Below are 19,517 nucleotides of genomic sequence, written 5' to 3'. Positions count from 1 at the left end.
TCTTGTTTGGTTTCTTGATCAGCTCTCGCGCGGGTCGAGCGCGTCGCGCAGGCCGTCGCCGAGAAGGTTGAAGCCGAGCACGACGAGGAAGATCGCGGCGCCCGGCCACCACGCCATCCAGGGCGCCTGGGTCATGAAGTTCTTGGCGACATTCAGCATCGACCCCCAGCTCGGATAGGGCGGCTGCTGGCCAAGGCCGAGGAAGGACAGGCTCGCCTCCGCGATGATGGCCGTGGCAATGGTCAGCGTCGCCTGCACCAGGATCGGCGCAAAGACATTGGGCAGGATGTAGCGCGACATGATCGCCAGGTCGCTCAAGCCGATGGCGCGCGCGCCCTCCACATAGTCTTCCGTCTTGACGCTGAGCACCTGGCCGCGGGTCAGGCGGATGAAGATCGGCGTCGCCGACAGGCCGATGGCGATCATCGCATTGGTCAGGCTCGGGCCGAGGAAGGCGGCAAGCGCGATGGCCAGGATCAGGAAGGGCGTCGCCAGCAGCGCATCGGTCACCCGCGAGATCGCCTGGTCGATCCAGCCGCCGAAATAGCCGGACACCAGTCCGAAGGGCACGCCGATGGCGACCGCAATCAGCACGGAGACGACGCCGGCAAGCAGCGACGCCTGCGCGCCCCAGATCATGCGCGAGAAGATGTCGCGGCCGATCTCGTCGGTGCCGAGCCAGTAGAGCGCGGAGGGCGCCTTGCGCACGGCACTCCAGCTCGTCGCCGTGGGATCGGCGATCGGCAGCAGCGGAGCAAGGGCTGCAACGGTCACGAAGAAGCCGACGATCACCGCGCCGACCAGCGCGCCGCGGTTGCGCTTCAGCTTGCTCCAGACCCGGCTCTGGCGCCGGGTGGCGAGACCGTCAGCAGCGGGGGAAACGGTTGCACCAGTCACTGGGCGTTCCTCATGCGCGGATTGAGCAGGACGTAGAGCACGTCGGCGATCAGATTCATCAGGATGAAGCCGGCGGCGGTGCACAGCACGACGCCCTGCACCACCGCATAGTCGCGGGTGAAGACCGCATCGACGATCAGCTTGCCGAAACCGGGAATGGTGAAGATCTGCTCGGTCAAAACGGCGCCGGCAAGCAGCTCGCCGAAGAGCAGCGCGCCCAGCGTCACCACCGGCAGCAGCGCGTTGCGAAAGGCATGCTTGATCACGACGACGCGCTCGCTCAAGCCCTTGGCGCGGGCGGTGCGCACGTAGTCGGCCTTGAGCACGCCGAGCATCGCCGAGCGGGTATGCCGCATCAAGGTGGCGGCCAGCGCCGTGCCGAGCACGAAGGCCGGCATGATCATCGTCTCCAGCGAGCGCACCGGATCGACGAAGATCGATTCATAGCCCGACGCCGGCAGCCAGCCGAGATTGACCGACACCAGCAGGATCAACATGATCCCGAGCCAGAAATTTGGGATCGAGAGGCCCGACAGCGCCAGAAAATTGGCGATATAGTCGACCGGCCCGCCCTTCTTGACGGCGGAGAGAATGCCGGCCGGGATGCCGATCACCATGGCGATGATCATCGCCATCACGGCAAGCTGGATCGTCACCGGCAGCTTGTCGGCGATCAGCGTCAGGACCGGCTGGTTGGTCCTCAGCGAAATGCCCAGATCCCCCTGCAGCAAGCCGCCGACCCAATAGAAGTACTGATAGAGGATCGGCTCGTTGAGATGGTATTTCTCGCGGATGAAGGCGAGCGTCTCGGGGTCGCGCTCCTCGCCCGCAAGCACCAGCGCGGGATCGCCCGGCAGGAGCTTTTGCAGGGTGAAGACGAAGATCGACACCAGCACGAGCGTCGGCAGGGCGATCAGCAGGCGGCGAAGGATAAAGGAAAGCATCACGCTGGTCCTGTTGCGCGGGCGGGAGGGGCAAGACGGGCGGTCATCGGAAGGCGACCACGGTCGTGTGGCGGCGGCCGAGGAACTCCATGACGGCCTGGGTCAGGTCGCGGCGCCCCTGGCCGGCCATGTTCCGCAGCCGGACCGGCAGGGAGCGCTTCGGCCAGACCTTTTCGTCACGGTCCTTGAGGGAACTGGCGAGGCCCGGAATACCGTCCACGTCGCCGAGTTTCCATTCCTGCGCGAAAGGCGCTGGATCCATCTGGTAGATCGTCAGGCTCCGGTTCAGCGCCGAGCGCTCGGTGAACAGCAGTTCGTCCACCTCGTCACGAAACCGCTGCGTCTCGCGCAGGAGGCGGCGGGCGGTCGCAAGCGACACGACATAGGCGGCGGTGCAATCGTGGGAGGAGTAGAGCCGGGTCACACTGCGCCCGGCAGCCCGCGCGGCAACGGACCGGTCGAGCCAGACCGGTTTGAGGCTGGTTTCAAGCTTCACCAGATCCGCATCCTGCGGGATCCAGCGGGTCTGTGCCAGCAGTTCGCCGACATCCTCTCCGAGCCTGACGTCGTCCTCCAGCACCAGCGCGTATGGCAGGTCGCGGTCCACGATCCGCTGCCAGCACAGCCTGTGACTGAGAAAACAGGCGACCTCGGATCTCGACAGACGCCCCCAGTAGCCGATGCCGTCCACGTAGCGGGCGATGTCGGCGTCGCTCAAGAGCCGCGCATCGACCGCCGGGACCCGCTCGAACGCGGCGCCATGGGCGCGAAACCGCTCTTCCATCAGCGCAAGGCGCTCCGGAACCCGGTCGAGATTGATGAGGAAGGTCTGCATCATGGACATTGTTAGCGCATCGACCGGTGGCGAAACAGGGACGGTACAAAAGAGCGGGCGAAGGGCGGCTGCACCGCCCTTCGCAGTGTCGGACAGGGATGGATCAGGATTTGAACTTCACGTTCTCCAGCCGGATCATGCCGTCCGGATAGGGGGTGAAGCCCTCGATCTTGTCATCCAGCGCCCAGATCCAGGTCGGGTGGTAGAGATAGATGATCGGCATATCCTCGGCGAGGATCGTCCGGGCCGCATCATAGCTCTTCTTGCGCTCGGCCAGATCGTTGCTCGTGCGCGCCGCATCCAGCAGCCGGTCGACCTCCGGGTTGCAGTATTTGGAATCGTTGATGCCGCCCTTGCAGGTCATGAACTGGTGGATGTTGCCATCCGGGTCGACGCGACCCGACCAGCCCACCTGGCTCGCCTGATAGTTGCCGGCCGACTGGTCGGCGAGCAGGCTGGCGAATTCCATCGACTTGAGCTTGACGTTGAAGCCGGCTTCCGCCGCCATCGCCTGGACCACCTGCATCATCTGCGTCTGCACGGGGTTGTTGGCGACCTGGACCTCGACGTCGAGCGTCTCGTATCCGGCTTCCTTCATCAGTTCCTTGGCCTTGGCGACATCGCGCGCGGGCACCGGATGCGACGTGTCGTACCAGGGGCTCGTCGGCGGGAACGGCTGGTTGCCCGGCGCGAAGGCGCCCTCGAACACCACCTGGTTGATCGCGTCGCGATCAAGCGACAGCGAGAACGCCTGGCGCAGCTTCGCCTCGTTGCCGAAGGGATTGTCGCCGCGCTCGCCATTGTCGACGTTCACGGTGATGCCCTGGTAGCCGAGGCTGACGGCCTCCGCATAGACCAGCCCGGCATCGCCCTTGACGGCAGCCGCGTCGGTCGCCGCGAGACGCTCCAGCATGTCGAGATCGCCGGCGCGCAGGTTGGCAAGACGCACGGTCGTATCGGGGATCGGCAGGAAGGTCACCGTGTCGAAGTGGATCGCGTCCGCGTTCCAGTAGTCGGCGAACTTCGCCAGCACGATCCGGTCCTGCTGGATGCGCTCGACGAAGGAGAAGGGACCCGAGCAGACCGGTTTGGCGCCGAAGTCGGTGCCGGCGGCGGCGGTCGCCGCCGGCGACAGCATCATGCCGGCGCGGTCGGCGAACTGGGCAAGCAGGGTCGCGTCAGGCGCCGTCAGCGTGAAGGCGACCTGATACGGGCCGGTCACGGCAACGCTTTCGATCGACTTCACCTCGGACTTACGCCGGCTTTCCGGCATGGTCTTGGAGCGGTCGATGTTGGCCTTGACGGCCTCCGCGTCGAACGGCGTGCCGTCATGGAAGGTCACGCCCTCGCGCAGGTCCATCGTCAGGGTCTTGCCGTCCTCGGACCAGGACCAGCCCGTGGCGAGCTGCGGCACGATTTCAAGATCCGGGGTGATGTCGACCAGCTTGTCGCACAGCGACGCATAGACGATACGGCCGACGAAGGTGCGGGACTGATCGGGATCGAGCACGTCCGGGTCTTCCTGGAGGCCGATGCGCAGATCGGCGGCCTGGACCGTCAGCGCCGTCGAGGCGCCAAGGGCGAACAGCATTGCGGCTAGCAGTTTGGTTTTCATCTAACGCTCCTCTGGTGAGATGAACTCGGTCGGACCATGCCGGATCTTGTGAACGCGCCCCCGCCAAGGGGCCGCGTCCGGGGTGTCCGGCTACGGCAGGGCGGACGCGCGCGCCGGCGAAGGCCGCCGGCAACACCGTGTCCGGTAAACTGCCGCCCCGCGCGGCGGGCATCTTGCCCCGCGCGGAACGGAAGACGATGGCTGAAGTCCGCGGTCACGACGCGCGCTCCGCGCCGTCCGCCGTCGCGGCGAGACTGCGTTCCCGGTAAAGCGCGAAACGCCGCTCGGCCGCAGGCGAATGCGCCGGCGCATCCGCTGCCGCCGGCACACCGGCGCGCGCGGCCTCCCAGTGATGGCAGGCGACGAAACGCCCCGGTTCCACCTCGGCGAGCGGCGGGCGCTTGGCGCGGCACACGTCGCTCGCCAGCGGACAGCGGGTGTGAAAGCGGCAGCCCGGCGGCGGCGCCAGCGGCGACGGCACATCGCCTTTCAGCCCGGCATCCACCTTGCGGCTGCGTGGCGAGGGGATCGGGATCGCCCGCATCAGGGCCTGGGTGTAGGGATGCAGCGGCGCGTCATAGAGGATATCGGTTTCCCCCTGCTCGACGATCTCGCCCAGATACATCACCGCCACCCGGTCACTCATGTGGCGGATCACCGCCAGGTCATGCGCGATCAGCACCAGCGTCAGGTCGAACTCCGCCTTCAGCTCCTCCAGCAGGTTGATCACCTGCGCCTGGATCGACACATCGAGCGCGGAGACCGGCTCGTCGCCGATCAGCACCTTGGGACCGGAGGCGAGCGCACGGGCGATGCCGATGCGCTGGCGCTGGCCGCCGGAAAATTCATGCGGGTAGCGGTTGGCAAATTCCGCCCTGAGGCCGACACGGCGCAGGAGGTCCGCGACCCGCTGCGGACGGGTGGCGCGGGTGCCGATGCCATGCACGCGCATCGGCTCCTCGATGATCGCCCCCACGGTCATCCGCGGGTTCAGCGAGGAGAACGGATCCTGGAAGATGAACTGCAGGTCCTTGCGCAGCCGGCGCATCTCGCCTTCCGGCAGGGCACTGATGTCCTGCCGATCATAGAACACCTGCCCGGAACTGGGGCGGATCAGCCGCAGCAGCAGCCGCGCCAGCGTCGATTTTCCGCAACCGCTCTCGCCGACGATCGCCAGCGTCTCGCCGCGGCGAACCCCCAGCGACACCCCGTCGACGGCCCGCACCACCTGCGGCTTCGACAGGAATGCGGAGCCGACCTTGAAGTGACGCGTCAGGTCGCGGGCTTCCAGCACGTAGTCGCCCGCCTCGCCCGTCGGCGCCTGAGGCGCATTCGTCCGGGTATCACTCATGCCGCCACCCCGCCGAAGGTCGCCTCGAGCGGCGCATGCACGCAGGCAACGCGATGCGCCGCGTCCGCGTCTCCGCCGACGGCGCGCAGCCGCGGCACCTCCCGGCGGCAGGCGTCACTCGCGAAAGGACAGCGCGGCGCGAAGCGGCAGCCGTCCGGCATGGTGTCCACGGTCGGCACCATGCCCGGCACGGTCGCAAGGCTTCCCGTGCGCTTGCCGAGCGAGGGCACGGAACTCATCAGGCCGATGGTGTAGGGATGCTGCGGATCGTCGAACACCGCATCGACGCTGCCCTGCTCCACGACGCGCCCGGCATACATCACCGCGACCGTGTCGGCGATCTCCGCGACGACGCCGAGGTCGTGGGTGATCAGCACCAGCGCGGTGCCGCTTTCCTTCTGGAGCGTGCGGATCAGGTCGAGGATCTGCGCCTGAATGGTGACGTCGAGGGCCGTGGTCGGCTCGTCGGCGATCAGGAGCTGCGGGTCGTTGGCCAGCGCCATGGCGATCATTACGCGCTGGCGCATGCCGCCCGAGAGCTGGTGCGGATAGTCGTCCAGCCGCTTTTCCGCCGCCGGCACCTTGACCCGGCGCAGCATCTCAAGCGCATGGGCGCGGGCTTCCCGCTTGCCGATCCGGCGATGACGCAGCACGATTTCCGCAATCTGGTCGCCGACGGTATAGACCGGGTTGAGCGAGGTCATCGGCTCCTGGAAGATCATCGACATGCGGTCGCCGCGGATTTCCCCGAGCTCGGCGCGGCTGAGATGCAGCAGGTCGCGCCCCTCGAACATCGCCCGCCCGGAGACGATCTCCGCCGGCGGCATCGGCAGCAGCCCCATCAGCGACAGCGCCGTCACCGACTTGCCGCAGCCGCTCTCGCCGACGATGCACAGGGTCTCGCCCGGCCTGACCGACAGCGACACGCCGTCGACGACATTTGCCCGCGCGCCCTTGAAGCGGATCGACAGCCCCTCAAGGTCAAGCAGCGGGGCCACCGGCTCGATCGCGTCACTCGGCATCGGCGAGCTCCTCGGAAGACTGCAGCAGGAGGCGCTCCTGAAGCGACAGCAGATGCCGGCGCATCGCCCGCTCGGCCGCGACCGGATCGCGCCGCTCGATGGCATCGAGCACCTCGGAATGCTGCGAGGTGTAGAGTTCCGCCGTGACATGGGTGCGCAGCGCCTCGCGCACGTGGCGCCAGGTGTCGTCCTGACGCACCCGGTCGACCACCTCGAAGACGGCGAGAAACAGCGTGTTGCCCGCGGCCTCGGCAATGGCGCGGTGCAGCGCGCCGTCCCACAGCTCGCGGCTGTCCATGTCGTCGGCGCGCGAAACGCTGTCGCACAGGGCCCGCATCCGCGCCACGTCAGCGGCGGAGGCCCTGACCGCGGCAAGCCGCGCCAGCGCCGGCTCCAGCCGCAGCCGGACCTCCATCACCTCGAACATGTTGCTCATCTGCGGAAGCCGCGCGATCTGTTGCGCGCCGGTCAGCCGCGTCGCCGCGCCGATGAAGGTTCCGGCCCCCTGACGCCGCCAGATGCGCCCCTCCGCCTCCAGCACGTCGAGCGCGCGGCGAACGGCGCGGCGGCCGACGCCGATCTCCTCGGCAAGCTCCCGCTCGGTCGGCAGTTGCTCTCGCGCCTCCAGCTCAAGCTGGTCGACGATGATGCGCAACCGTTCGAGCGCGAGACTGGAATTTCGCAGCGATTGGGGAGAGCCTGACAAGACGCGGGAACCCTTGTGAACCTTTTGCGATATTGGTTCGATTATTTCTTGAACAGTGAAACTTGGCAAGCCTCTGATTGCAGCACCTTGTGCAAAAATTTCAATCAATGCGCCTGAAAAATAACTTTCTGAACGATTCTCGACCTCGAATCGCAGGTTTTCTTCGTTTCCCGCAAGGGGCGCAGAACCAATCTCCACTTTGGTTACCCGACAGCCCGCGGAAGCCACGGTCCGGCCTGCGCATGGCGGCGCCTGTCTGCCGCAAGGACACACGGTCGCGCGGCTTTCGCGGGGCCTCGGGGATTGGCTTTGACCGCACGTCCTGACACAACTGGTCGGGCCTGGAGGAGAGCCTCCGGGCTTCGCTCACCTGGGGAGGGGGAACAAGCCATGGCGGACGATGCCTTTGCCGAACACGTCGTGCTGATCACCGGGGCCGCCGGCGGCTTCGGCCGGCGTCTGGCCGCGCGGCTTGCCGCCGCCGGTGCCCGGCTCGTCCTCGGCGACCGCAACGCCGGCGCGCTGGAGCAGCTTGCCGCGACGCTGCGCGAAACCACGCCCGATGTCGTCGCGAAAAGCTGCGACGTGACCCGCGAGGCCGAGGTCGAGGCGCTGGTGGCCGCGGCCGTCTCCGCCTTCGGGCGGCTCGACATCGCCGTCAACAACGCGGGTGCGACCGGCGAGGTGAAGCCGCTCATCGACACCACCGAGGCAGACCTCGATTTCGCCCTCGCGGTGAATGCCAAGGGGGTATTTTTCGGCGTCAAGCACCAGATCCGGCAGATGCGGACGCAAGGCGGCGGCGCGATCCTGAACGTCAGCTCGCTCGCCGGCATCGGCGCCGGTCCGAGGCTTGCCGCCTATTCGGCGGCAAAACATGCGGTGATCGGCATCACCCGAACGGCGGCGGTGGAACACGCCCGCGACAACATTCGCGTCAATGCGGTCTGCCCCTACTACAGCCCGACTGCCATGCTGAGCGACGGCCCGCTCGCCGACCGCGCCGAGCGGCTCGCCGCTGGCGCACCGATGAAACGCCTGCCCGAACCGGAGGAGGTCGTCGCCGCGATGATCGCGCTGATTTCACCCGACAACAGCTATGTCACGGGTCAGGCGCTCGCCGTCGACGGCGGTATTTCCGCTTTTTGAGCAGGTTGCGGAGGCATCAAAGCCCGGCGGTTGCCGCAAGGCGCTGTGCCGGTGTACCGCTGTCTTTCGCAGGCACGAAACCCCGCGGCAACAGCAGCGCCACCAGACGATCCTCGGCCAGCGCGGACGCGGGACGCGGGCGGCGGAAGCGGTTGTCGAGGACCAGCGGTCGCTCTTTGCCGACAAGCAGCGCGACATGCCCGCCGCCGCCGGCAGTCGCGAGAACCATCAGGCCGAGATCGGCCTCGTCAATGCCCCCGGCGCGCAGCAGCGCGTATTTCAGGATGGCGATGTCCTCGCAATCGCCGGCCCCGCGGGCAAGGGTTGCAAGCGGCGTCGCCCAGTGGTCATCGCCCGGTGCATCGGCAAGATAGCGGATCCTGCGACCGACGCCGGCCTGAACGAGCGCCGGGCGCGCAGCAGCCGGCGCGGCGGCGATAAGCCCGCGCATGCGGCCCCACTCGGCCGCGCGCGGATCGCGGCATGCCCCGCGCTCGCAGGACATCAGCCACGCCAGCTCCGCATCAAGCCGTGCCCGCGCCCGGGCCCAGCGCCGGGCAAGCGGCGTGTTGCGGGTCGCCGGGGCGGAGCGCAGTTGCGGCGCCGCATCGACGGGAACGCCGGCAAGGATGGCGGCAGGCCGGGGCGGGACAGGCGGGGCTCTCTCGAACGGACTGGAAGAGGCCGCGGTCGCGGAGGGCGACAGGACAGCCACGGCCAGCAGCGCGGCAAAGGACAACGCACAGACTGCACGCACGCGCGCAAGGCGCGGCGCAGCGACCGGCATCCGCATGGTTCGACACCCCTGAAGCGGCGCGCCGAACCCGCATTATCTCTCGCGGAAAGCTTCCGAGCGCGCCTTTATTATTGGCTTCAGAAGGTAATTCAGGACTGTTCTCTCTCCGGTTAAGATGGAGACAGAAACCACCATTCCCGGAATCAATGGTAAAGAATCCTTTTCCTCGCCAAGGAAGGTCTTTTCCGTGCGAACAACCACGCGGTAGTAGGTTCGCCCCTCTTCGTCGGCGATGCTATCCGCGCTGATGCGCTCCACCCGCCCGGGCAGATCGCCGTAGATGGTGAAGTCATAGGCCGTGACCTTGACGCTCGCCTCCTGCCCCGGTCGCACGAAGGCAACGTCCTTCGGCCGGATCCGCGCCTCCACCAGCAGCGTGTCGTCGAGCGGCACCAGTTCGGCGATGCTTTCGCCCGGGCGCACCACCGCGCCAAGCGTCGTCACCATCAGCTTGTTGACGATGCCGTGCACCGGCGCCTTGAGAACGGTGCGGCGCACCTTGTCCTCCGCGGAGCGCAGGGTCTGCTCCAGCACCGAGAGATCCGACAGGGTCGCGGTCAAGTCCTCATGCGCCTTGGCGCGAAAACCGCTCATGGCGCTGGCACGGCGCGCCTCCGCCTCCTCGATGGCAGCCGCCGCGCGCGGCAGCGAAGCGTCCAAGACCGCGATTTCGGTCTTCTCCGTGCGCGCCTGACGCTCCAGCCGCAGCAGGTCCATCTCCGGATAGGCGCCGAGTTTCTGCAATTCGCGGGCCTTGCCGAGCTCGCGGTCGAGCAGCTCGATGGTGCCGCGGGTTTCGTCCAGCCGCGTTTCCAGCTCGACCTTTTCCAGCCGGCGCTGCGCCAGCACCTGGTCGATCACCGACAGTTCCCGGGCAAGCGCGGCCTGTCGGGCGGCATAAAGCGCGCGCTCTCCTGAAACGAGATCCTCCGCCTGGCGCCCCCTCACGGAAAACCGCAAGGGCGTGCCGGTCGCCTCCGCCCGCAGCCGGTCGCCGCGCATCGTCAGCGCCAGCCGCCGTTGGCGAAGCTCGCCCAACTGCGAGGCAACGTCGGTGTCGTCGATGCGCAAGAGCACCTGCCCCGCCTCGACAATGTCGCCTTCCGCGACCTCGATGGCGGCGATCCGCCCGCCCTCCAGCGGCTGCACCACCTGCGTCTGCGACGAGGCGATGATACGCCCGCTGCCGGCGGTGACCTCCTCGATCACCGCGTAATGCGCCCAGGCAATGCCCGCGCCCAGACAGACGACAAGCACCAGCAGCAGCGGCCAGACCCGCGTGCCGCGCCGCCGGATCAATGCGGCGCGCACATCGTTTGCGAAGGCCTCGTCGCGCGGCGGTCTCATCGCGCGCCCTCCCCGCCGCCGCGCAGCTTGTCCAGCACCTCCGCCTTTGGCCCGTCCATGACGAGCCGCCCGGCCTCGAACACCAGCAGCCGGTCCACCAGATCGAGCGGGCCATCGCGGTGGGTGGCGATCAGCAGCGTCACCCCCTCCGCGGCAAGGGTCTTCAGGTTCGCGCAGACCGCGCGCTCGCTGGAGACATCCATCGCCGAGGTGGGCTCGTCCAGAAAGACGATCCCCGGACGCCGGATCAGGCAGCGCGCCAGCGCCACCGCCTGGCGCTGGCCGCCGGAAAGATTGCGTCCGTGTTCGGCGACCGGCAGATCGAGGCCGAGGGGATGATGCGCGGCGAAGGCCGCAACGCCGGAGAGCCGCACCGCGCGCTCGAGATCCGCTTCCGTCGCGAAGGGCCGGCCGATGGCGATGTTCTCGCCCAGCGTCCCGGTGAAGAGTTCCGCGTCCTGCAGGCAGACGCCGACCTCCCGGCGCAGGGTCGCGGCGGCATATTGGCGCGCGTCCGTGCCGTGGAGCAGACAGGTGCCGGCAGTGGGATCGTAGAGCCCGCCGATCAGCCGGGCGAGCGTTGACTTGCCCGAGCCGACGCGGCCGATGATGCCGACACGCTCGCCGCGGGCGATCGAGAAGCTCACACCGTCAAGCGCCGGGTCCCGTGCGCCCGGATAGGTGAAGGACACCCGCTGGAAGCCGACAGCCTCGGGCGCCTCGACGGCGGCGGCCGCAGATACGCGGGCATGAGCGTGGGCACGAGCATCGCGGGCGCGTTCGGGCGGCGCCGTCATGAGGCCGTCGAGCCCCTGCAACGCGGCGCGGGCCTGATGCAGCCGCGCCAGCGTCTGCGCGATGTTGCCGAGCGGCGCCAACACGCGCCCGGCCAGGATGTTGGCCGCGATCAGCGCGCCGATGGTGATGCGCCCCTCCACCACCAGAAAGACCCCGAAGACCACGATCAGGATCGACACGCCCTGAAACACCAGGGCGGTGAAGGACGCGGCGAGATTGGCCCAGCCGCGCGCCCGCGCGGTCGAGCGGCTGGCGACCGCCACCGCCCGGTCGAAGGCACGGCGCAGGAAGCCCTCCGCCCCGGCGGCCTTGACCGTCTCCAGGCCGGAGAGCGTTTCCACCACCAAAGACTGGCGGCGGGCGGTATCGGTCTGGCTGGCGCGCAGGGCGCCGGCGAGCGGGATCTGCACCAGACCGGTGACGAGGAGGACCAGCGGCACCGCAAGGGCGGGGATCGCCGCCAGCGGCCCGACCAGCACCCACATCACCCAGAGAAACACGCCGATGAACAGCATGTCGGTCAGCGCGATCACGGTGGAGGAGGTCAGCACGTCGCGCACGGTATCGAGATCGCGGATGCGATTTGCCAGGGCGCCGGTGGTGTCGGCCCGCGCCTCCAGCCGCATGGCGAGGATCTTGTCGTACATCCGGCCTGCCACCGCCATGTCCACCCGCCGCCCGGCATCGTCGACAATGCGCGTGCGCAGGATCTTGAGCGCGAAATCCATCAAGAGCGCCAGGACGACGCCGGCGGTCAGCGCCCAGAGCGTCGGGATCGCGAGATTGGGGATCACCCGGTCGTAGACGTTCATCACGAAGAGCGGGGTCGCAAGTCCCAGCAGATTGCCGATCAGCGCCGCGACCACGACCTGGAGATAGTCGGGCCACAGCCGCCGGACCGCCGACCAGAACCAGTGGCCGCGCTGCAGTGCGCCGGCACCGGCACCGGCCTCGCCCGGATCGGCCCCACCGCCGGTGGCCGGGGCCAGAAAGACGCAGATGAGCGCCCCGCCGCCGCCGAAGCTGCCGGCCTCTACCCTATGGGATGAGGTCCCGGCCGCCGGCGCGACGATTTCCAGCGTCCGGGTCGCGCGCGACACGCCGGTGAGCACGACAGCGCTTCCATCCGCGTCGAACACGATGGCGGGAAGCGACACCTGCGGGATCCGCCGCCAGGACAGGCGCGCGACATGCGTGCGCAGGCCGAGCCCGTCGGCGGCCTCCTCAAGCCCGGCGAGCGTCAGCCCCTCGGGATCGGCCGCGACGGCGGAAAGGATCGCATCGGCGCTGGGTGACAGTCCATGGACCCGCGCGACATGCACAAGCGCCTCGAGCAGGCCGTTTGCGGACGCGGCCGAACCCGTTTCCGTGTCCGGGTGAAACGGTTCAGCGCGCGGCGCGGGCGGTTCGGGAAAGGAAGACCCGTGATCGTGACGCATCCTCCCACCACCCCTACCACTTGTTCAGCGGCTCGATCAGCGGCTTGCCGCCGACAAACCAGGGACGCTCCCGCGGCAGCGAAATGCTCTCCGCCGGGGGCGTGATGTTGAAGCTGCGCAGCAGGCCGCCGGTGGCGGCGAGCAGCCGGTAGCGGGCAAAGACCGCGATAGTCTGGGCGCTGATCTGCTGGACCTCGACGTTGAAGGCGGAGCTTTGCGCGTCGAGCAGGTCGAGCAGGTCGCGCAGCCCGGCCTCGAACTCCTGGTCATAGGTGGAAATCACCGCGATCGCGGCCGACTTCTGGCGCTTCAGTGCTGCAAGCCGCAGGTCGTTGGCGGAAATATCCGACCAGGCCCGCCGCGCGGTCTCGTCCACCGTCCGGCGAAGTTGGTCGAGCCGCATCTTGCTTTCCGTGACGCGCTCGCCCTCGCGCATGCGCCGCGCCCGGTCGATGCCGCCGTTGAAGATGTTCCACGACATCGACAGGCGAACGGAAAAGTCGTTGTTCTGCCCCGGCGTGCCGTCGAGGTCCTGCCCGATGGTCGCCCGGCCTTCCAGATCGACACGCGGCAGATAGGGCGCGCGGGTCTGGTCGAAGGCCGCTTCGGCGGCATTGACGTCCGCGCCTCCGGTCTGGAGCGCCGGATGGCGAGTGCGCGCAAGCGCCACGGCGGCCGCCTGCGACGGCGGCAATCCGCGCGGCGGGCCGGCCCGGGCGAGTTTCAGCGGCTCGCGACCGATCACGTTTTGAAAGCGCGCATCCGCCGCCCCCACCGCCTTCAGGATATCGGCGTGCACGGCCTCAGCGCCGGCGAGGCGCTCTTCCGCCTGGCGCAACTCGCCAACGGTGGCGGAGCCGCCGTCGACCCGTGTGCGCACGCGCGCCAGCAAGTCGCGGTGAATGCGGATGTTGCGGGTCGCGACGTCGAGGATCCGCCGGTGGCGCAGCACGTCGAGATAGGTTTCCACCGCCTCCAGACCGATCACCTCGGCACGCTCCATCACCCGCGCCGCGGCCCCGTCGATGCGCGCTTCCTGCCGGTAGACCTCATTGGCCCGGGCAAAGCCGTCGAACACGGTCTGGCGCGCGACAAGGCTCACCTCCCGCGACAGGCGCCACACGCCGAGATTTGCGGCATTGGAGGCATTGGGCCGCTCAAGCATCTGCGGTCCGATCGCGCCTTCGATGTCGAGCCGCGGAAGATAGGCGCCGGTCGCCTCCTCAAGCTCCTGGTCGACCGCCCGCCGGTTGGCTGCGGCCTCGAGAATACGCGGATTTGTTGCAACCGCATATTCGACCGCCGAAGACAGATCCATCGCCTGACCATCGGCAGGCAGGCACAGCATAAAAGACCCTGCAAGAAATACGAGTATCCGCCTCATGTAGCCCCCACTCAACGCGCGTATTTTCATCAAGTCTTTTCGAAACAATGCACTCTTGTTCTTCCAGTGCCAACTGCGCGCCACTACGCCCGATGAAAAAGCCGCAAAAAACCTACGATACAAGCAAACGACAAGTCAGAACTTTGTAGTAGCACTTTTCATCTTTAAGTCATCGCGAAGAAGTTTTCTTATCTCTCGTAACGTAACTATAATGTATTTTTTACGATTACGCCAGAAGACAAACTTCTTAACAAATGGTAAAAGACTTATACATCCTGAGGCAAACCTGAAGGCAGGTGCCTCAGGCGGGCCCCGGACATCGAGACACGCCATGCTGACTCTCGACGCGCGCCCTTCGACCAGTAATGGCCTGGCGCAAGACATCATTTCCAGCGAAACGGGTGCCGCCGGACCGGCCGCCGTGCTCGTGCCCGACGCACATCTGCTGTTTTCCGGCAACTATGCCCGCGCAGGGTCCGACCTTGTCATTTCCGGAGAGGATGGCAGCGGCCATGTCATTGCCGACTACTTCGCTCACGCGACACCGCCGGCACTGCACTCCCCCGACGGAGCGCTGCTGACGGCGGAGACCGTCGCCGCCCTCGCCGGACCGCGCGCGCCCGGCCAATATGCCCAGCTCGGCCAGACCGCCGGTGCCGACCCGATCGGCAGCGTCTCGACGGTGGACGGCAGCGCCACGGTGCGGCACGCGAACGGAACGAGCGAGCCGCTGGTGCAGGGCGCGCCGGTCTTCCAGGGCGATGTCGTTGAGACCGCGGGCGGGAGCGCGCTCTCTATCACCTTCGTCGACGGCACGGTGTTTTCCCTGTCTGCGGGCGCCCGGATGGTGCTCGACGAATTGATCTATTCTCCCAGTGGCTCCGACAACTCGATGGTGATGAACCTGGTGCAGGGCACCTTCGTCTTCGTCACCGGACAGGTCGCCCCCACCGGCGACATGCGCGTGGAAACCCCGGTCGCGACCATGGGCATTCGCGGCACGACCCCGATCGTGCAGATTTCCGCTGTCGATGGCGCCACACGGTTCTCGCTGTCTCCGGACCCGGACGGGCGCGTCGGCTCCTATCAGCTCTTCGACCGGGTCAGCGGGCAATTGCTCGGCAGCGTGTCGAGCACGGACATCGTGCTCAGCCTGTTCAGCATCGGCGCATCGCCGCTGATCGAACCGAAGAGCCAGGCGGAGATCGCAGCAGAACAGGCCGAGATCGCCCGCGCCTTCAGCACATACCGCCAATCCGCGCCGCCGAGCGATTCCGACCCCGGTCAGGACGGCGGCGGCAACGGACAACAAGGACAGGGCGAGCCGGGGCAGACCGACGACGGCCCGCCATCGCCCGGACAGGACGGCGCTCCCCCGCCGCTCGGCGATCAGGGCTCGCTGCTTGGACCGCTTGACGGATCCCCGCCGCCGAACGGCCTGGGGTTGCTCGGCCCGGGCGGCGGCCAGCAAGGCGGCCCGCCGCAATACAGCGGGGGAACCGGCGATCCGGGGAGCGCACAGGCCCCGGATGTCTTCTCATTCTCGCTCCCCTCCTTCGACATCGTCACCGGCGAGGACACATCCACCGTCATCACCGGCCTTGTCGTCAATCTGCCGGGAAGCGGCCCGGTCGCCATCGACATCACCGCGTTTTCGACCGTCACCCTCGCCACGACCCAAGGCCTGACCTTCCAGCAGGGCGACGGCGTCGACGACGAACGCATGGTGTTCTTCGGATCGGAAGCCGACGTCAACGCCGCGCTCAACGGGCTGACCTATACGCCGACGCCGAACAGCGAGACCGGCGGCCTGAGCTTCGCCATCTTCGACGGCACCGACTGGATCATCATCCCGCTGGAGATCGCGATCACGCCGCAACCCGACGCGCCGACGGTCGCCAACATCGACCTTGCGGTGAGCGAGAGCGGCGCGATCACCGCCCTCTTCCTCGGTGCCGACCCGGACGTGGGCGACACGCTTACCCTGAACACGCTCACCCTGCCGTCCGCCGGCACGCTGACGACCTTCGACGACGGCACCTTCACCTTCGCAACGAACGGCGCCTTCGAAGCCCTGAAAGCCGGCGAAAAAGCCACCGTATCGTTCCAGTATTCGGCGATCGACAGCACCGGCCTGGTTTCGCCGGTCCCGGGGACCGTCACGATCACCGTCACCGGAGAGAATGACGCCGCCAGCATCGCCGGCAAGGCCTCCGACAGTTTCGACGAGGACGACGCGGCAACGCTGTCCGGAACGCTTGCCGTCTCCGACAGCGACACCGGCGAGGCCGGCGTCCAGCCGCAGACCAATGTCGCCGGCACCTATGGCGTCTTCGCAATCGCCGCCTCCGGCGCCTGGACCTATGCACCCGCCAACGGCTCGGCCGCACTTGAAGCGCTGAGCGAAGGGCAGACGGAGACCGACAGCTTCCTCGTCACCTCCACCGACGGCACCGCGACAACAACCGTCACGATCACCGTCACCGGCAAGAATGACGCGGCCGGCATCTCCGGCAAGACCTCGGACAGTTTCGACGAGGACGATGCGGCAACGCTCTCCGGAACGCTTGCCGTCTCCGACATCGACACCGACGAGGCCGGCGTCCAGCCGCAGACCAATGTCGCCGGCACCTACGGCGTCTTCTCCATCGCCGCCTCCGGCGCCTGGACCTATGCACCCGCCAACGGCTCGGCCGCACTTGAAGCGCTGAGCGAAGGGCAGACGGAGACCGACAGCTTCCTCGTCACCTCCGCCGACGGCACCGCAACGACAACCGTGACAATCACCGTTACCGGCGAGAATGACGCGGCCGGCATCGCCGGCAAGACCTCCGACGCTTTCGACGAGGACGACGCGGCAACGCTCTCCGGAACGCTCACCGTCTCCGACAGCGACACCGGCGAGGCCGGCGTCCAGCCGCAGACCAATGTCGCCGGCACCTATGGCGTCTTCTCTATCGCCGCCTCCGGCGCCTGGACCTATGTGCCCGCCACCGGCTCGGCAGCACTTGAAGCGCTGAACGCGGGGCAGACGGAGACCGACGGCTTCCTCGTCACCTCGACAGACGGCACCGCGACAACAACCGTGACAATCACCGTCACCGGCGAAAACGATGCGCCGGAGATCGACGTTTCCGCCCTGCCGGAGTTGTCGACCGACGAGGACGAGCCGCTGACGATCAGCGGCCTTGCGGTTTCGGATGTCGATGCAGCCGCCACCCCGCTTGCCATGACCCTGTCCGTCTCCGCCGGCACGCTGGCGCTGACGCAGACGACGGGCCTCACCTTCACCGACAGCGATGGAAGCGATGGCTCGCTGGCCTTTTCCGGCACGGCCTCGGCCATCACCGCGGCGCTTGCCAACTCCATCGTCTACACGCCGCTCGCCAATTCCTTCGGCACCGACACGCTGAGCGTCGCGGTCGACGATCAGGCCGGCGCCGCTGCCCTGAGCGACACGCAAGAGCTTTCCATCACGATCCAGCCGGTCGACGACACGCCGCCGGTGATCGTTGCCGGGCTGATCGAGGGCTTCGAGGGCGGGCTGAGCGGCTGGAGCAATGCGCACGCCCAGACCCAGACCGGCGTTTCCACCGAAAGCAATGCGTCCGCGCTGCTCGACACCAGCGCCGGCGCCTTCAACATCACCGCGCTGGAAGCGCTCTTCGGTCTGACGTCGGGAAGCTTCGCTAGCCTCGGAAACGGATCGCCGCAGGAAGGCGCGGGGCTGCGCACGACGATTGCGGCAACGGCCGGAGCGACGCTGTCCTTCGACTGGCGCTTCACCACCAGCGACTATCTGCCCTTCAACGATTTCGCTGCCGTGGTGCTCGGATCGGCGGTGACCGAACTTTCCGATGTGGCAGCGCTTGGAAACACCGTCGGCAACACCACCAGCACGGGGTGGCAGACCACCTCGCTCACCATCGAGGACAGCGGCGAACTGACACTCGGCTTCGCCGTCTTCGATATCGGCGACGGCGTCGTCGACAGCCGGCTCGATATCGACAACATCCGACTGGAGACCGGGAACGGCGCCACAATTGCCGAACTGGCCGACGGCGCGCCCGGCGAGAACAGCGCGACGCTGACGACGAGCGGCGCCTTCGGCTTCACCGATATCGACCTGACCGACACGCATGGCATCTCCGTCACCTCGGTTTCGGCAACCATCGGGGAAGGAGAGCCGGTCGATCCACTGGGCACGCTTTCCCTGTCGGTGACGCAGCCGGCGACCGGCGACAGCGTCGGCACGGTGTCCTGGAGCTTCTCCGTGGACGATGCAGATCTCGATTTTCTGAAGTCGGGCAATACGATCAGCCAGACCTACACGCTCACCCTGACCGACAGCGGGCTCCAGAGCGTGACCCATGAGATCTCCCTGCTTCTGACCGGTGTCGACGATGCGCCCGATGCGGTCGGCGAGACCATTTTGACGAATACCATGGCCGGTACTCTCGCGATTCCCGTGGCGGAGCTGCTTGCCAACGACAGCGATCCCGAAGGCGCGCCGATTTGGCTGCAACTGACCGACGAGAGCGCCTGGCAGTACGGCAACACCGTGTACTTCGAGTTTTTCGAGGGCGGCCCGGCGAACGGCGCGGGCGACGGCTTTTTCTACCAGGTCGGCGACGACGGCGAGGCGACCTCCACGGCCTTCGCCTCGATCGCGCGCGGCGCCTCCGACGCGGCGGACGAGGTCACGGGCACGAATGCCGACGAACTCCTGATCGGACGCGGCAGCGCGGACGCGGCCGACGGCGAGGGCGCGGAAGCCCCCCTGCCCGGGTTGCTCGACGATACCTTACGCGGGCTCGGCGGCAACGACCGGCTCCTTGGCCTTGAGGGCGACGATACGCTGGAGGGCGGCGACGGGGAGGACGTGCTGGCCGGCGGTCCGGGCTTCGACGCGCTCACCGGCGGTGCGCAGGCCGACACCTTCGCGATGAGCGATTTCGACGGCGTCGACACCATCACGGATTTCATGCCCGGCGAGGATCGGCTCGACATCTCGGCCCTTCTTCAAGCCTATTTCACGCTCGGCGCCGAAGCGGATTTCTTCAGCATCCGCCAGGACGGCGGCAACACGATCGTCAGCGTCGATGCCGACGGCAGCGGGACAGCGGCGGACTTCGTCGACGTGGCGGTTCTCACCGGCGTCGGCGCGGGAGCCGCCATCGACATCGTCTTCGACAGCGCACCGGGCGCTGCCGAGATTGCCGTCTAGGCGGCGT

13 protein-coding genes are annotated in these 19,517 nt (G+C 67.6%); 2 read left to right on the top strand and 11 right to left on the bottom strand.

Annotation, left to right across the window (positions count from 1 at the left end; translation table 11 throughout):
- Window positions 1–18: 18 nt before the first annotated feature.
- The 7 genes from LC092_RS07005 to LC092_RS06975 all read right to left on the bottom strand — a co-directional run bounded on the left by LC092_RS07005 (window position 19) and on the right by LC092_RS06975 (window position 7,370).
- On the bottom strand, window positions 19–897 hold the full coding sequence (locus LC092_RS07005; protein WP_224805735.1) for an ABC transporter permease: 879 nt from the start codon (window positions 895–897) through the stop codon (window positions 19–21).
- On the bottom strand, window positions 894–1,841 hold the full coding sequence (locus LC092_RS07000) for an ABC transporter permease (RefSeq protein WP_224805734.1): 948 nt from the start codon (window positions 1,839–1,841) through the stop codon (window positions 894–896). Before LC092_RS07000 ends, LC092_RS07005 begins: the two co-directional genes overlap by 4 nt.
- A 43-nt stretch (window positions 1,842–1,884) precedes the next feature.
- Window positions 1,885–2,685: a glycosyltransferase family 25 protein gene (locus LC092_RS06995; RefSeq protein WP_224805733.1), complete on the bottom strand. Its 801-nt coding sequence runs from the start codon at window positions 2,683–2,685 to the stop codon at window positions 1,885–1,887.
- A 94-nt stretch (window positions 2,686–2,779) separates the two neighbouring features.
- Window positions 2,780–4,291 carry an ABC transporter substrate-binding protein gene (locus LC092_RS06990; protein ID WP_224805732.1) on the bottom strand — a complete coding sequence of 504 codons (1,512 nt, stop codon included), beginning with the start codon at window positions 4,289–4,291 and terminating at the stop codon, window positions 2,780–2,782.
- Window positions 4,292–4,505: 214 nt separating this feature from the next.
- Window positions 4,506–5,642, bottom strand: a complete 1,137-nt coding sequence (locus LC092_RS06985) for an ABC transporter ATP-binding protein (protein WP_224805731.1) — start codon at window positions 5,640–5,642, stop codon at window positions 4,506–4,508.
- Window positions 5,639–6,664 carry an ABC transporter ATP-binding protein gene (locus LC092_RS06980; protein ID WP_224805730.1) on the bottom strand — a complete coding sequence of 342 codons (1,026 nt, stop codon included), beginning with the start codon at window positions 6,662–6,664 and terminating at the stop codon, window positions 5,639–5,641. The genes LC092_RS06985 and LC092_RS06980 overlap by 4 nt, the downstream gene beginning before the upstream one ends.
- Window positions 6,654–7,370 carry a FadR/GntR family transcriptional regulator gene (locus LC092_RS06975; protein WP_224805729.1) on the bottom strand — a complete coding sequence of 239 codons (717 nt, stop codon included), beginning with the start codon at window positions 7,368–7,370 and terminating at the stop codon, window positions 6,654–6,656. The genes LC092_RS06980 and LC092_RS06975 overlap by 11 nt, the downstream gene beginning before the upstream one ends.
- 390 nt (window positions 7,371–7,760) lie before the next feature.
- Between LC092_RS06975 and LC092_RS06970 the strand changes: the two genes are divergently transcribed.
- Entirely contained in the window at window positions 7,761–8,519 is a 759-nt protein-coding gene (locus tag LC092_RS06970) for an SDR family NAD(P)-dependent oxidoreductase (protein ID WP_224805728.1), read from the top strand.
- A 16-nt stretch (window positions 8,520–8,535) separates the two neighbouring features.
- Here the strand turns inward: LC092_RS06970 and LC092_RS06965 are convergent, their stop codons facing one another.
- The 4 genes from LC092_RS06965 to LC092_RS06950 are packed head-to-tail and all read right to left on the bottom strand — an operon-like array spanning window position 8,536 to window position 14,217.
- The gene (locus tag LC092_RS06965; RefSeq protein ID WP_224805727.1) at window positions 8,536–9,312 is read right to left on the bottom strand and encodes a transglutaminase-like cysteine peptidase; all 777 of its coding nucleotides are present in this window, start codon (window positions 9,310–9,312) and stop codon (window positions 8,536–8,538) included.
- A 36-nt stretch (window positions 9,313–9,348) separates the two neighbouring features.
- Window positions 9,349–10,662: an HlyD family type I secretion periplasmic adaptor subunit gene (locus LC092_RS06960; RefSeq protein WP_224805726.1), complete on the bottom strand. Its 1,314-nt coding sequence runs from the start codon at window positions 10,660–10,662 to the stop codon at window positions 9,349–9,351.
- The gene (locus tag LC092_RS06955) at window positions 10,659–12,899 is read right to left on the bottom strand and encodes a type I secretion system permease/ATPase (RefSeq protein ID WP_224805725.1); all 2,241 of its coding nucleotides are present in this window, start codon (window positions 12,897–12,899) and stop codon (window positions 10,659–10,661) included. Before LC092_RS06955 ends, LC092_RS06960 begins: the two co-directional genes overlap by 4 nt.
- A 13-nt stretch (window positions 12,900–12,912) precedes the next feature.
- On the bottom strand, window positions 12,913–14,217 hold the full coding sequence (locus LC092_RS06950) for a TolC family outer membrane protein (RefSeq protein ID WP_224805724.1): 1,305 nt from the start codon (window positions 14,215–14,217) through the stop codon (window positions 12,913–12,915).
- Window positions 14,218–14,614: 397 nt separating this feature from the next.
- Here LC092_RS06950 and LC092_RS06945 point away from each other — a divergent pair, with 397 nt between their 5' ends.
- Window positions 14,615–19,510 (top strand): VCBS domain-containing protein, encoded by a 4,896-nt coding sequence (locus LC092_RS06945; RefSeq protein WP_263627041.1) that lies wholly within the window; start codon window positions 14,615–14,617, stop codon window positions 19,508–19,510.
- Window positions 19,511–19,517 lie beyond the last annotated feature (7 nt).

The sequence above is a fragment of the Stappia stellulata genome (assembly GCF_020176715.1).
Taxonomy (GTDB): domain Bacteria; phylum Pseudomonadota; class Alphaproteobacteria; order Rhizobiales; family Stappiaceae; genus Stappia.
The sequence above is the reverse complement of the archived record's forward strand: the minus strand, read 5'-3'. Positions and strand labels throughout refer to the sequence as shown.